General features: G+C 74.0%; 14 protein-coding genes and 1 rRNA gene. 13 read left to right on the top strand and 2 right to left on the bottom strand.

Annotated elements, in window-relative coordinates; translation table 11 throughout:
• The first annotated feature begins 107 nt into the window (after positions 1–107).
• The 3 genes from rrf (at position 108) to ACLU3S_RS31350 (ending at position 2205) form a co-directional block, all read left to right on the top strand.
• Positions 108–224 (top strand): 5S ribosomal RNA (gene rrf, locus ACLU3S_RS31360).
• Positions 225–376: 152 nt separating this feature from the next.
• On the top strand, positions 377–1552 hold the full coding sequence (locus ACLU3S_RS31355) for a hypothetical protein (protein ID WP_413955355.1): 1176 nt from the start codon (positions 377–379) through the stop codon (positions 1550–1552).
• A complete protein-coding gene (locus ACLU3S_RS31350; RefSeq protein WP_413955356.1) occupies positions 1444–2205 on the top strand; it encodes a hypothetical protein in 762 nt (253 codons plus the stop codon). The genes ACLU3S_RS31355 and ACLU3S_RS31350 overlap by 109 nt, the downstream gene beginning before the upstream one ends.
• A gap of 54 nt (positions 2206–2259) precedes the next feature.
• Here the strand turns inward: ACLU3S_RS31350 and ACLU3S_RS31345 are convergent, their stop codons facing one another.
• Complete coding sequence (locus tag ACLU3S_RS31345) at positions 2260–3543, bottom strand: DUF1015 family protein (protein ID WP_413955354.1); 1284 nt, start codon at positions 3541–3543, stop codon at positions 2260–2262.
• Between the two features lie 74 nt (positions 3544–3617).
• Between ACLU3S_RS31345 and ACLU3S_RS31340 the strand changes: the two genes are divergently transcribed.
• From ACLU3S_RS31340 to ACLU3S_RS31325, 4 genes are read left to right on the top strand one after another with little or no spacing between them, the layout of a single operon-like run.
• Positions 3618–4646 (top strand): HAD-IIA family hydrolase, encoded by a 1029-nt coding sequence (locus ACLU3S_RS31340; protein ID WP_413955353.1) that lies wholly within the window; start codon positions 3618–3620, stop codon positions 4644–4646.
• A 48-nt stretch (positions 4647–4694) separates the two neighbouring features.
• Positions 4695–5738, top strand: coding sequence for a FecCD family ABC transporter permease (locus tag ACLU3S_RS31335; protein WP_413955352.1), 1044 nt, complete (start codon positions 4695–4697; stop codon positions 5736–5738).
• Positions 5735–6781 carry a FecCD family ABC transporter permease gene (locus ACLU3S_RS31330; protein ID WP_413955351.1) on the top strand — a complete coding sequence of 349 codons (1047 nt, stop codon included), beginning with the start codon at positions 5735–5737 and terminating at the stop codon, positions 6779–6781. The genes ACLU3S_RS31335 and ACLU3S_RS31330 overlap by 4 nt, the downstream gene beginning before the upstream one ends.
• Complete coding sequence (locus ACLU3S_RS31325; protein WP_413955350.1) at positions 6778–7638, top strand: ABC transporter ATP-binding protein; 861 nt, start codon at positions 6778–6780, stop codon at positions 7636–7638. Before ACLU3S_RS31330 ends, ACLU3S_RS31325 begins: the two co-directional genes overlap by 4 nt.
• Here ACLU3S_RS31325 and ACLU3S_RS31320 read toward each other — a convergent pair.
• Positions 7622–7969, bottom strand: coding sequence for a sterol-binding protein (locus tag ACLU3S_RS31320; protein ID WP_413955349.1), 348 nt, complete (start codon positions 7967–7969; stop codon positions 7622–7624). The genes ACLU3S_RS31325 and ACLU3S_RS31320 overlap by 17 nt on opposite strands.
• A gap of 42 nt (positions 7970–8011) precedes the next feature.
• Here ACLU3S_RS31320 and ACLU3S_RS31315 point away from each other — a divergent pair, with 42 nt between their 5' ends.
• The 6 genes from ACLU3S_RS31315 to ACLU3S_RS31290 form a co-directional block, all read left to right on the top strand.
• Positions 8012–8308, top strand: coding sequence for a hypothetical protein (locus ACLU3S_RS31315; RefSeq protein WP_413955348.1), 297 nt, complete (start codon positions 8012–8014; stop codon positions 8306–8308).
• 7 nt (positions 8309–8315) lie between these two features.
• The gene (locus ACLU3S_RS31310; protein ID WP_413955347.1) at positions 8316–9131 is read left to right on the top strand and encodes a TlyA family RNA methyltransferase; all 816 of its coding nucleotides are present in this window, start codon (positions 8316–8318) and stop codon (positions 9129–9131) included.
• The gene (locus ACLU3S_RS31305; RefSeq protein WP_413955346.1) at positions 9128–10033 is read left to right on the top strand and encodes an NAD kinase; all 906 of its coding nucleotides are present in this window, start codon (positions 9128–9130) and stop codon (positions 10031–10033) included. Before ACLU3S_RS31310 ends, ACLU3S_RS31305 begins: the two co-directional genes overlap by 4 nt.
• A gap of 68 nt (positions 10034–10101) precedes the next feature.
• Positions 10102–11844, top strand: a complete 1743-nt coding sequence (gene recN, locus ACLU3S_RS31300; protein ID WP_413955345.1) for a DNA repair protein RecN — start codon at positions 10102–10104, stop codon at positions 11842–11844.
• On the top strand, positions 11841–12593 hold the full coding sequence (locus ACLU3S_RS31295) for a hypothetical protein (protein WP_413955344.1): 753 nt from the start codon (positions 11841–11843) through the stop codon (positions 12591–12593). The genes recN and ACLU3S_RS31295 overlap by 4 nt, the downstream gene beginning before the upstream one ends.
• A gap of 270 nt (positions 12594–12863) precedes the next feature.
• Positions 12864–13333: glycosyltransferase (locus tag ACLU3S_RS31290; RefSeq protein WP_413955343.1), on the top strand; the 470-nt coding region annotated here is incomplete at its 3' end.

Genomic DNA, 13333 nt, shown 5'->3' with positions numbered 1-13333 from the left:
ATTGATGCTCGCGTCCACTGTGTATGTTCTGAGGCAACGAACGGTTGCCGGCCTAGAGCAGAACGCATAACTGAAGAGTGTGCTTGTTCGCTCGAAACCATTAGGGTTTCGGTGGTCATAGCGTGAGGGAAACGCCCGGTTACATTCCGAACCCGGAAGCTAAGCCTCACAGCGCCGATGGTACTGCAGGGGGGACCCTGTGGGAGAGTAGGACGCCGCCGAACAATCTTTGGAGGACCCCTGGTCACCAGCGTTCAGCTGGGACCAGGGGTCCTTTCGTTTTTTACAATGTTTGCGGTACCGAAGACAGGAGTCACCATGTCCACCAACTCTCCCGACGACCGACCGGAGCGCGACCAGCGGCGACGGGAGGGTGGTGACCGGGGTGACCGCGGCGGCTACCGCGGTGACCGGGGCGGCTTCCGGCGCGAAGGCGACCGTGGCGGCTACGGCCGGCGCGACGACAGCCGCGGCGGTGGCTACGGCGACCGCGACCGTGGTGACCGCGGTGGCTTCCGCCGAGACGACCGCGGCCGTGACGACAGGCGGGACGATCGCCGTGACGACAGGCGTGGTGGACACGGCCGTTGGGACGATCGCCGCGAGGGTGACCGGGGTTCGCGTCCGGCGTTCCAGCGGGACGACCGGGACCGCGGGCCGCGCCGTGACGACCGTGGCGACCGTGGCTACCGCCGGGACGACAGGCGTGACGACCGGCGGGACGACCGCCCGGCCTTCCGCCGCGACGACGACCGTGGAGGTTACGGCCGGCGCGACGACAACCGTGGCGCCTACGGCCGGCGCGACGACAGCCGCGGCGGTGGCTACGGCGACCGCGACCGTGGTGACCGCGGTGGCTTCCGCCGAGACGACCGCGGACGTGACGACAGGCGTGACGATCGCCGCGATGACCGTCGCGACGACAGGCGTGGCGGCTACGGCCGCAGGGACGATCGCCGCGAGGGTGACCGGGGTTCGCGTCCGGCGTTGCAGCGGGACGACCGGGACCGCGGGCCGCGCCGTGACGACCGCGGCGACCGTGGCTACCGCCGCGATGAGCGCCGGGATGACAGGCGCGACGGCCGCCGTGACGACCGGCGGGACGACCGTCCGGCCTTCCGCCGCGACGACGACCGCGGTGGCTACGGCCGGCGTGATGACGACCGCGGTGGCTTCGGTCGTCGCGACGACGACCGCGGTGGCTACGGCCGGCGCGAGGACAGCCGTGGCGGTTACGGCCGTCGCGACGACGACCGCCGGGGCGAGGACCGTGGCGGCTTCCGGGGCCGGGACGACCGGGGCGGCCGTGGACCCCGTAGGGACGACCGAGGCGGTCGCCCGGGCGGCTTCCGCGGGCGGGACGGGCGCGACGGGCGGGACGACCGCCGTGGCGGTGGGCGCTTCCGTGACGAGCGGGACCGGGACCGGGAGCCGATCAAGCGGCTGCCGATTCCGGAGGAGGTCACCGGCGAGGAGATCGACCGGGACGTCCGGCAGGAGCTGCAGAGCCTGCCGAAGACGCTCGCGGAGGACGTGGCGAAGAACCTGGTGATGGTCGCCCGGCTGATCGACGAGGACCCCGAGGCCGCCTACGGCTACTCGAAGGTGGCCCTGCGTCTGGCGTCCCGTGTGGCCGCCGTGCGCGAGGCCGCCGGGTTCGCCGCGTACGCCAACCAGAAGTACAGCGAGGCCCTCGCCGAGTTCCGGGCCGCCCGGCGCATGACGGGCAACGTGGACCTGTGGCCGGTGATGGCCGACTGCGAGCGCGGGCTCGGGCGGCCGGAGAAGGCACTGGACATGGCGGGCGCCCCGGAGGTGCACAAGCTGGACAAGGCCGGGCAGGTCGAGATGCGTCTCGTGGCGGCCGGTGCCCGGCGCGACATGGGCCAGCTGGACGCGGCCATCGTGACCCTGCAGAGCCCGGAGCTGGCCTCCAACGCCGTACAGCCGTGGACCGCGCGGCTGCGGTACGCCTACGCCGACGCCCTGCTGGCCGTCGGTCGCGAGGCGGAGGCGCGGGAGTGGTTCGCGAAGGCCGTGGAGGCTGACCGGGATGGCAGCACCGACGCCTCCGACCGGCTCGCCGAGCTGGACGGCGTCGAGTTCGTCGACGCCCTCGACGAGGCCGGGAACGCGGCCGGGGACGAGGACGGCGGTGAGCCCCGGTCCGGCGACGCCGAGCAGGAGCAGGGCGACCGGGACTGACGACGGTCACTCGAAAGAGGGCGGGCCCATGACGGGTCCGCCCTCTTTCGCGTGTCAGATCTCCAGCGCCCGGAGCACCAGCCCCGAGGCGGGCTTCGGCCCGAAGGACGTCGACTTGCGCGGCATCGTGACGCCCTGGCGGGCCAGGTCGCGTACGACCTCCTCACGGACCGGATGCATCAGGACGGCGGTTCCGCCGTCGTGCTCCGCCTTGGCGACCGTCGCGGCCGTGTCGTGGATATAGGCGATGTGGGCCGGGGAGTCCTCGGGGATGTTCCAGACGTGTTCCAGCAGCGTGGCGTGCAGGACCGTGGCGTCCAGGGAGCGCCAGGCGGCCGGACGGTCCGCGGGGACGGTGCGGGCCAGCAGGTCCGGGTCGGGACGGTCGATCAGGTGGAAGGCGCCGTCGCCCGCCAGGAGGAAGGCGTTGCCCGCGCGGCACGCGTCCGCCAGCGCCTCCAGGGCCTTGGGGAGGGGTGTGTCGAGGTGCCGTACCCGGAACAGGCCCTCCACGGCCGTCAGCGCGTCCGCCACCGGCAGGCCGTGCAGCAGGCGGTGGATGGCGCGGACGCGCAACGGGTAGCGGGCCGTGTCGACGAGTAGGACCAGGCCGTAGTCCCAGGGGCTGGGGGAGGGGTGTTCCGCGCGCAGCCGGCAGTACGTGGCCCAGCGGTGGTGGCCGTCGGCGATCAGTGCCTGGTGGTGGGCCAGGTCGGACTGGATGCGGGCGACGTCGGCGGGGTCGGTGACCGACCAGAGGCGGTGGTCGTAGCCGTCCTCGGTGGTCGTGGCCAGCAGCGGCGGTTTCTCCGCCGTGCGCTCGACGACCTCGGCCGCCGTGCCGTTGCCGTGGTAGCTCAACAGCAACGGCTCGAGGTTCGCGCGCGTGGCGCGCATCAGAGCCGCGCGGTCGGCGACCACGGGGAGCATGACGTCCTCGTGCGGCAGCACGACGCCCTCGGCGGGCTCGGAGACGCGCAGCGCGCCGATCACGCCGCGCTGGAGCATGTCGTTGCCGTCCCGCTGCTCGTAGACGTAGAGGCCGGGTTCCGGGTCCGTGGTGAGTATGCCTTCGTCCAGCCAGCGGCGCAGGGTGTCGGCCGCCTGTTCCGTGCGCTGGCTCGCCGTACCGGCCTGCGGAAGGATCAGCCGGACGATGTTGTACGGATCGGCCGACTGGAGGTGGTGCACCCCGTCCGGGCGCACGACGACGTCGTACGGCGGGGAGGTGACGGAGGCCAGGCTGCCGACCCGGTCGGGGTCGTAACGAAGGCCTCGGAACGGAGTGAGTTCCAGGCCCCGGCGCGCCGTTGCTTCCGAGCGACCTGCAGTGTTCATCCCGGCATCGTACGTGTGTCAGTGCCATGCGGGATGATCGAGGGGAAGGCGAGTCAACGAGGAGCGATGCGAAGATGAGCGACGGCGTCAGGACGAGCCCCGAGGGCAGCGGGCAGCCCCTGAGCGAGGCGTACGACACGGCGCTGCTCGACCTGGACGGGGTGGTGTACGCGGGCGGGAACGCGATCGCGCACGCCGTCGACTCGCTGGAGCGCGCCCGGAGGGGCGGGATGCATCTGGCGTACGTCACCAACAACGCGCTGCGCACGCCGGACACGGTGGCGGAGCACCTGACCGAACTGGGGATACCGACGGCGGCGGACGACGTCATCACCTCGGCGCAGGCGGTCGCGCGGCTGATCAGCGAGCAGGTGCCGGCCGGGGCTCGTGTGCTGGTGATCGGCGGTGAGGGGTTGCGGGTGGCGTTGCGGGAGCGGGGCCTGACGCCGGTGGAGTCGGCGGACGACGACCCGGCGGCGGTCGTGCAGGGGTACGGCGGGCCCGAGCTGACGTGGGGGCGGTTCGCGGAGGCGTCGTACGCGGTCGCGCGCGGGGTGCCGTGGTTCGCGTCCAACACCGATCTGACGATTCCGAGCGAGCGGGGAATCGCGCCGGGCAACGGGGCGGCGGTGGAGGTCGTGCGGATCGCGACCGGAGCCGAGCCGCAGGTGGCGGGCAAGCCACTGCCCCCGATGCACCGGGAGACGGTCATCCGGACGGGCGCGAAGCGGCCGCTGGTGGTCGGGGACCGGCTGGACACCGACATCGAGGGCGCGTTCAACGGCGGGGTGGACTCGCTGCTGGTGCTGACCGGCGTCACCGACGGCGGCCGGCTGCTGGCGGCGCCGCCGCAGCACCGGCCGACGTATGTGGACGCGGATCTGCGGGGTCTGCTGACCGGCCAGCCGGATGTCACCCCGGAGGGTGAGGGCTTTCGGTGCGGTGGCTGGACGGCCAGGGCCGGCGCCGACCGGCTGGAGCTGGAGGGCGACGGCGCGGCCCTGGACGGGCTGCGCGCCCTGTGCGCGGCGGCCTGGACGGCGGCCGGAGAGGGCGTGTGCGAGCTGGACGGCGGGAAGGCGCTGGCGCGCCTCGGGCTCTGACACGCACGCGCCGTCGATGAGTGGGCGAGGGTAGGCTAACCTAACCTCGTGTTGGTCGACAGTCCTCCGGAACAGCGCGCGAAGACCGCCCCCGCGCCCCCAACCCGCCGGGCGGCGCGGGCCCTTGGGCTGCTGCTCTCCGTCGCGATCCTGGCGCTCGCCGCGCTGGCGAGCATCGCGATCGGGGCCAAGGGGCTCTCGCCCGCCCAGGTCTGGCACGGCCTGTTCCACGACTCGGGGACCTACGGCGACGTCGTCGTGGCCGAGCGGCTCTCGCGCACGGTCCTCGGACTGCTGGCCGGCGCCGCGCTCGGCCTGGCGGGCGCCGTGCTGCAGGCGCTCACCCGCAACCCGCTGGCCGACCCCGGGCTGCTCGGCATCAACGCGGGCGCCTCGGCGGCCGTCGTCACGGCCATCACGTACTTCGGCGTCACCAGCCTCACCGGCTATGTGTGGTTCGCCTTCCTGGGGGCGGCGGCGGTGGGCGCGCTGGTGTGGTTCCTCGGCGGCAGCCGGGGTGCCACCCCGGTACGGCTGGCGCTCGCCGGTACGGCCGTCAGCGCCGCCCTGTACGGCTACCTCCAGGCCGTGATGATCATGGACGACGCCGCCCTGGGCAGGATGCGCTTCTGGACGGTGGGCTCGCTCGCCTCGGCCACGGACTCGACCATCGTGCAGGTGCTGCCGTTCCTGGGAGCCGGCACGGTCCTCGCGCTCGCGCTGGCCCGGCCGCTGAACGCCGTGGCGATGGGCGACGACACCGCCCGGGCCCTCGGCGCGCATCCGGCCCGCACCCGCGCCCTCGCCATGCTGGCCGCCACCGTGCTGTCCGGCGCCGCGACCGCCGCCTGCGGTCCCATCGTCTTCGTCGGCCTGATGGTCCCGCACGTCGTGCGCTCCTTCACCGGTCCCGACCAGCGCTGGATCCTGCCGTACGCCGCCGTCCTGGCGCCCGTGCTGCTGCTCGGCGCCGACGTCGCAGGCCGGGTCGTGGCCCGCCCCGCGGAACTCCAGGTCGGCATCGTCACCGCGCTCATCGGCGGCCCGGTCTTCATCCTTCTCGTACGACGCCGGAGGACGGCCCAGCTGTGAAGACGCGAACCACGAGCCGTGCCGTCCGCACGCCCGGCGGGCTGTCCCTGCGCCTGGACGTGCGGGCCCTGATCGTCGTCGTCCTGCTGCTGGCCGCCGCCGGCGCCGCGGGCGTCGCGCTGATCGGCACCGGCGACGCGAAAATCCCGGCGTCCGACGTGCTGCGGACGCTGGCCGGGAACGGCACCGCCTACCAGGACTTCATCGTCAACGAGCTGCGCCTGCCCCGGGTGCTGGTCGGACTGCTGGTCGGCGCCTCGCTGGGCCTCGGCGGTGCGCTGTTCCAGTCCATCTCCCGCAATCCGCTGGGCAGTCCGGACGTGCTGGGGCTGTCGCAGGGCTCGACGGCGGGCGCGCTGGTCGTGATCGTGCTGATGTCCGGCAGCGCCGCCCAGGTCACCGTGGGCGCGCTCGTCGGCGGCCTGGCGACCGGACTGGCCATCCATCTGCTCGCCTGGAAACAGGGCGTGCACGGATACCGGCTGGTCCTGGTCGGCATCGGCGTCTCCGCGATCGTCACCGCGGTCAACGGCTATCTGCTCACCAAGGCCGACCTGGTCGACGCGGCCCGCGCGGTGGTCTGGATGACCGGCTCCCTGGGCGGCCGCGACTGGTCCCAGGTCCGGCCGCTGCTCGCCCTGTGCGCCGTCCTCGTTCCCGTGGTCCTCGGCAACGCGCGCGGCCTGCGGATGCTGGAGATGGGCGACGACGTCGCGGGCGCCCTCGGCGCGCGGGTGCACCGCGTGCGGCTGGTCCTGATGGTCTGCGCCGTGCTGCTCACCGCGGCCGCCACCGCCGCCGCGGGCCCCGTCAGCTTCGTCGCGCTCACCGCGCCGCAGCTCGCCCGGCGCCTGACCCGCTCTCCGGGGCCGAACCTGGTGCCCTCCCTCTGCATGGGCGCCACCCTGCTGCTCGCCGCCGACTGGGCCTCCCAGCGCGTCTTCGGCGCCGACCAGCTGCCCGTCGGCGTGGTCACCGGCGTCCTCGGCGGCGGCTATCTGCTGTGGCTGCTGGTCACCGAGCGCAGGGCGGGCCGGATATGAGCGGCACGGACCAGGACGTGCGCGGCACGCACCCGAACACCCCCAGGAGCACTGTGAACCGCCTGTCAGCGCAGAACGTCACCCTCGCCTACGACCAGCGCGTCATCGCCGAGCAGCTGTCGGTGGAGATCCCCGACCATTCCTTCACGGTGATCGTCGGCCCGAACGCGTGCGGCAAGTCGACGCTGCTGCGGGCGCTGTCGCGGATGCTGAGGCCGGCGGCGGGCCGGGTGCTGCTCGATGGGCAGGCCATCCGGTCGCTGCCCGCCAAGCAGGTCGCGCGCACCCTCGGCCTGCTCCCGCAGTCGTCCATCGCGCCGGACGGCATCACGGTCGCCGACCTCGTCGGCCGGGGCCGCTACCCGCACCAGGGCCTGCTGCGCCAGTGGTCGGCCGAGGACGAGCGCGTCGTGCGTGAGTCGATGCGGCAGACCGGGGTCGCCGAGCTGGCCGACCGGTACGTCGACGAGCTCTCCGGCGGGCAGCGCCAGCGCGTGTGGATCGCCATGGCGCTCGCCCAGCAGACCCCCCTGCTGCTCCTGGACGAGCCGACCACCTACCTCGACATCCAGCACCAGATCGACGTCCTCGACCTGTGCGCCGAGCTGCACGAGACGCAGGGCCGCACCCTGGTCGCCGTGCTGCACGACCTCAACCACGCGGCCCGCTACGCCACCCATCTGATCGCCCTGCGCGGCGGCGAGGTGATCGCCGAGGGCGCCCCGAACGACATCGTCACGGCCGAACTGGTCGAGGAGGTCTTCGGGCTGCGCTGTCAGGTCATCGACGATCCGGAGACGGGCACCCCGCTGGTGGTGCCGGCGGCCCGCAGGACGCGGCTCACAGCAGCTTCCTGAGCCGGAACAGGTCCAGCAGGCTCGCCTCCAGCCTGACCCGGCCGCGGCCCCAGGCGGTCGCGAAGTTCAGCTCGCCGTCCACCAGGGCCACCAGGTCGTCGCCGGCCATGACCAGCCTGATCTGCGCCCGTTCGCGCGGCGGCCCCGGGTGGATGTGGTCCACCTCGATCCGGCCGTCGGTCATCCGGCCCGTGAAGGTGACGTCCAGGTCGGTGATGTGACAGCTCACGGAGCGGTCCAGGGCGGCGGCCGCGCGGACGTCGCCCTCGGCCCCCTGCATGTTGTCCGAAAGCTTTCCCAGTGCGGCGCGGCACTCCTCGATCGTGGCCATCGCCACCGACGGTACCCCAGCAGTTCAAGGTAGCGTCTGCCCATGAGCGAGTCCGTGACCGAGGCCCCCGCGCAGGCCCTGACGCAGGCCGAACCCGAGTACGACCCCGCCGCCCCGGCCCCCCTGGGCGTCCCGCGGACGCCGACCGGCAACGCCGAGGTCGACGCCCATCTGGAACGGCTGGCCGACGCCGACCACCTCGCCGCCGACGGGCACGTCGAGGTGTACGAGGATGTACACCGAGGGCTGCGCGACGCGCTCACCGCGCTCGACGCCCGCCCGGGCCCTCCGGCGCCCTCACCTTCGTACCACCCCTCGTACCACCAGAGCAGGAGCTGAACCGAACGTGGCAGGAGTCGCACGCCGCCGTCTGGACGCGGAGCTGGTCCGCCGGAAGCTCGCGCGCTCGCGCGAGCACGCCGGCCAGCTGATCGCCGCGGGGCGGGTCACCGTCGGCAAGACCGTCGCGACCAAGCCGGCCACGCAGGTCGAGACCGCGGCGGCCATCGTGGTCGCCGCCGACGACAGCGACCCCGACTACGTCTCCCGCGGCGGGCACAAGCTCGCCGGCGCGCTGAAGGCGTTCGTCCCGCAGGGGCTCGTGGTCGAGGGCCGGCGCGCGCTCGACGCCGGCGCGTCCACTGGTGGCTTCACGGACGTCCTGCTGCGCGCGGGGGCCGCGCACGTCGTCGCGGTGGACGTCGGATACGGACAGCTCGCCTGGTCTCTGCGCAGCGATGAACGCGTCACCGTCAAGGACCGTACGAACGTACGCGAGTTGACGCTTGAGGCGATCGATGGGGAGCCTGTGGATCTGGTCGTGGGTGATCTCTCCTTCATCCCGCTCGGGCTGGTGCTGCCCGCCCTGAAGCGGTGCGTGAAGCCGGACGCCGACCTGGTGATGATGGTCAAGCCGCAGTTCGAGGTGGGGAAGGAACGGCTCGGCAGCGGGGGTGTCGTACGGAGTCCGCAGCTGCGGGCGGAGGCCGTGCGGGGAGTGGCCGAGAAGGCCTGGGAGCTGGGGCTCGGGGTGCGTGGCGTCACCGCGAGTCCGCTGCCCGGGCCCTCGGGCAACGTCGAGTACTTTCTGTGGCTGCGGTCCGGCGCCCCCCGCCTGGACCCGGCAGACGTCGACCGTGCAGTGGCGGAGGGGCCGCGTTGACACAGAACCTGGCGCGTACTGTTTTCCTGCTGGCCCACACCGGGCGGCCCGCGGCGATCCGCAGCGCGGAACTCGTCGTCAAGGGCCTGCTGCGGCACGGCATCGGTGTGCGGGTCCTGGAGGAGGAGGCGCGCGACCTGCCGCTCCCGGACGAGGTGGACCTCGTCAAGGAGGCGACCCCGCAGTGCCTCGACGGGTGCGAGCTGCTGATCGTGCTGGGCGGCGACGGCACGCTGCTGCGGGGCGCCGAGTTCGCCCGCGCCTCCGGGGTGCCGATGCTCGGCGTCAACCTCGGGCGCGTCGGATTCCTCGCGGAGGCCGAGCGCGACGACCTCGATCGGGTGGTCGACCGGGTGGTGGCGCGGTCCTACGAGGTCGAGGAGCGGATGACCGTCGACGTCGTCGTGCACCGCAACGGCGACATCGTGCACACCGACTGGGCGCTGAACGAGGCGGCCGTGCAGAAGGCCGGCGCCGAGAAGCTGTTGGAGGTCGTGCTGGAGATCGACGGGCGGCCGGTGACGGGCTTCGGCTGCGACGGCGTGGTGCTGTCCACGCCGACCGGGTCCACGGCGTACGCCTTCTCCGCCGGGGGGCCGGTGGTGTGGCCCGAGGTGGAGGCGCTGCTGATGGTGCCGATCAGCGCGCACGCCCTGTTCGCGAAGCCGCTGGTGACCTCGCCGAACTCGGTGCTGGCGGTGGAGGTGCTGCCGCACATTCCGCCGGGCGTGCTGTGGTGCGACGGGCGGCGGACGATCGAGCTGCCGCCGGGGGCGCGGGTCGAGGTGCGGCGCGGCGCGGTGCCGGTGCGGCTGGCCCGGCTGCACCATTCGTCCTTCACCGACCGGCTGGTGGCGAAGTTCGCGCTGCCGACGACCGGGTGGCGCGGCGCGCCTCACTAGGAACCCGGAAACGCGGGGCGCCTCACTGGAAAGAGCGGCCTGTGTGCACTCCCCGGCCCGGACCTCGTATGGTCTGTTCCGTGTTGGAGGAGATGCGGATACGGTCGCTCGGGGTCATCGACGATGCCGTCGTCGAGCTGTCGCCGGGGTTCACCGCCGTCACCGGTGAGACGGGTGCGGGCAAGACCATGGTGGTCACGAGCCTCGGGCTGCTGCTCGGCGGCCGGGCGGACGCGGCGCTCGTGCGGATCGGGGCCGACAAGGCGGTCGTGGAGGGCCGGGTCACCGTCCCCGCGGACGCCGCCGCCGTCGTGCGCGCCGAGGAGGCCGGGGCCGAGCTGGACGACGGCGCGCTGCTGATCAGCCGTACCGTTTCCGCCGAGGGCCGCTCCCGGGCGCACCTGGGCGGGCGCAGCGTGCCCGTGGGGCTGCTCGCCGAGCTGGCCGACGACCTGGTGGCCGTACACGGGCAGACGGACCAGCAGGGGCTGCTGAAGCTGTCCCGGCAGCGTCAGGCGCTGGACCGGTACGCGGGTGACGCGGTCGCCGTGCCGCTGGCCAAGTACACCGAGGCCTACCGGCGGCTGCGGGCCGTCTCCACCGAGCTGGAGGAGATCACCACGCGCGCGCGGGAGCGGGCGCAGGAAGCCGACATGCTCCGGTACGGCCTGGAGGAGATCGCGGCCGTCGAGCCGCGGGCCGGGGAGGACGTGGAGCTGGCCGAGGAGGCGGAACGGCTGGGGCACGCCGAGGCCCTGTCGTCCGCCGCGACGGCCGCACACGCCGCTCTCGCGGGCAATCCGGAGGACCCCGAGGGCATCGACGCCTCCACCCTCGTCGCGGGCGCCCACCGGGCCCTGGAGGCCGTACGGACCCACGATCCGGCGCTGGCCTCGCTCGCCGACCGGATCGGGGAGATCGGGATCCTGCTGGGCGACGTCGCCGGTGAGCTGGCGGGGTACGCCGACGATCTGGACGCCGACCCGCTGCGGCTGGCCGCCGTGGAGGAGCGCCGGGCCGCGCTCACCGCGCTGACCCGCAAGTACGGGGAGGACGTGAACGCCGTCCTCGCCTGGTCCGAGCAGAGCGCCGCGCGCCTGACCGAGCTGGAGGGCGACGACGAGCGGATCGGGGAGCTGACCGCCGAGCGGGACGCGCTCCGCGTCGAGCTGGGCGGGCTGGCGCAGGCGTTGTCGGACGCGCGGGCGGAGGCCGCGGAGCGGTTCGCCGCCGCCGTGACGCAGGAGCTGGCCTCGCTGGCGATGCCCCACGCGCGCGTGTCCTTCGCCATCCGGCAGACCGAGGACCCGGACGGCGTCGAGGTCGGCGGGCGCGCGGTCGCGTACGGGCCGTCGGGCGTGGACGAGGTCGAGCTGCTGCTCGCCCCGCACCCGGGCGCCCCGCCGCGGCCCATCGCCAAGGGCGCGTCCGGCGGTGAGCTGTCCCGCGTGATGCTCGCGGTGGAGGTCGTCTTCGCCGGCACCGATCCGGTGCCGACGTACCTCTTCGACGAGGTCGACGCCGGCGTCGGCGGCAAGGCCGCGGTGGAGATCGGCCGGCGCCTGGCCAAGCTCGCCAGGACCGCGCAGGTCGTCGTGGTCACCCACCTGCCCCAGGTGGCCGCCTTCGCCGACCGGCAGCTGCTGGTGGAGAAGACGAACGACGGGTCCGTCACCCGCTCCGGCGTGAAGGTGCTGGAGGGCGAGGAGCGCATCCGCGAGCTGTCCCGGATGCTGGCCGGCCAGGAGGACTCCGAGACGGCGCGTGCGCACGCCGAGGAACTGCTGGCGACGGCCCGGGCGGACGTGTGAGGGGCCCTGCGCGGGGCAGAACCGGCTCCTTTGCGCTCGCCGCCGCCCTCACCCGTGCGGGCACGGCCGCCCTGCGCCGCACCGCGCCCGGCACGCGCGCGCGGTGGGAGCGCACGAACTACGCCGGGCGGACCGTCGAGCTGTACGCCGGGCCGGCGTCGGCCGTGGCCGCGGCGGTGGGCGCCGCGCGGGTCCACCCCGGTGCCGGGCTCGCCGTGCTGGCGGCCGGTGCATGCGGGGCCTACGACGACGTCGCCGGGGATCACCGGCGCGGCTTCCGGGAGCATCTGGGCGCGCTGCGGCAGGGCGACGTCACCAGTGGCGCGGTGAAGCTGTTCGGCATCTCGGCCGCCGCCCTGGCCGCGGGCGCGCTGCTGAAGGAGCGCCCGCTCGACAAGCTGCTCGCGGGAGTCGTCATCGCGGGCGCCGCGCACGTGGTCAACCTCGTCGACGTACGGCCCGGCCGGGCCGCCGGCGGGGTGCTCGCGCTCGGGGCGCCGGGGCTGCTGCGGAAGGGCCCCGGCGCGGAACTGACCGCCGTCGCCCTGGGCGCCGCCGCGGCCGTGCTGCCCGACGACCTGGGGGAGCGGGCGATGATCGGCGACACGGGGGCGCACGCGCTCGGCGCGGCGCTCGGCGTCGGCGTGGCCGCCTGCAACGGGCGTGCGGGGCTGCTCGCGCACGCCGGTGCCGTCGTGGCCGCCGTCGTGTACGGAGACCGGGTCACCGCGTGGGCCCGGGCCCTGTGACCGCCTGACCTCGCGGTACGCGGACGTCGACGGTCGGCGGCGCCCGGCGTGGTCTCACCCGTGTGGGTGATGTGCCCCGGCGCATTGCCCCGGACCGCCGCCCGGTGCGCCCGCCCGGGTTTCCCGGAACGGCGGTGCCTCCTGGCATGCTTGGCGGTGAACACGGCCCGTGCGGGAGGCGCGCGGGGTACGTCCTTCCGCCCCCTTGCGCCCGCTACCTTCTGTACGTTTCCTCGTGACCGCCCACGCCGAACCAGGAGCCCCGGCCCCTTGAGCCCCGTCAGCAGCAGCGCACCGCACGGCCAGCAGCCGCTGCACACCGTGCAGGTGCTGGGCGGAGGCAACGCCGGCAGCAGCGCGCACGTGCGCTCCCTGGCCGAGGGGCTGGTGGCGAGGGGCGTACGGGTCACGGTGTGCGCCCCCGCGGAGGCCGACCGCGCCTACGACTTCACCGGGACCGGCGCCGATCACGTGCACGTGCCGCGCAGCAGCGACCCGGCCGCGGTGGCGGCGCTCCGGGCGGCCTGCGCGGACGCCGACCTGGTGCACGCACACGGGCTGCACGCCTCCTTCCGGGCGGTGCTCGCGCTCAGCGGGCGCACCACCCCACTGGTCGTCACCTGGCACAATCGGGCGCGCGCCGAGGGCGCGCGGGCGCATCTGCTGCGGCTGCTGGAGCGGCGTGTGGTCCGCACGGCGGCCGTGGTCCTCGGCACCAGCTCCGACCTGGTCGACCGGGC

This window comes from Streptomyces sp. AF1A, from assembly GCF_047340315.1.
GTDB lineage: Bacteria > Actinomycetota > Actinomycetes > Streptomycetales > Streptomycetaceae > Streptomyces.
The sequence above is the reverse complement of the archived record's forward strand: the minus strand, read 5'-3'. Positions and strand labels throughout refer to the sequence as shown.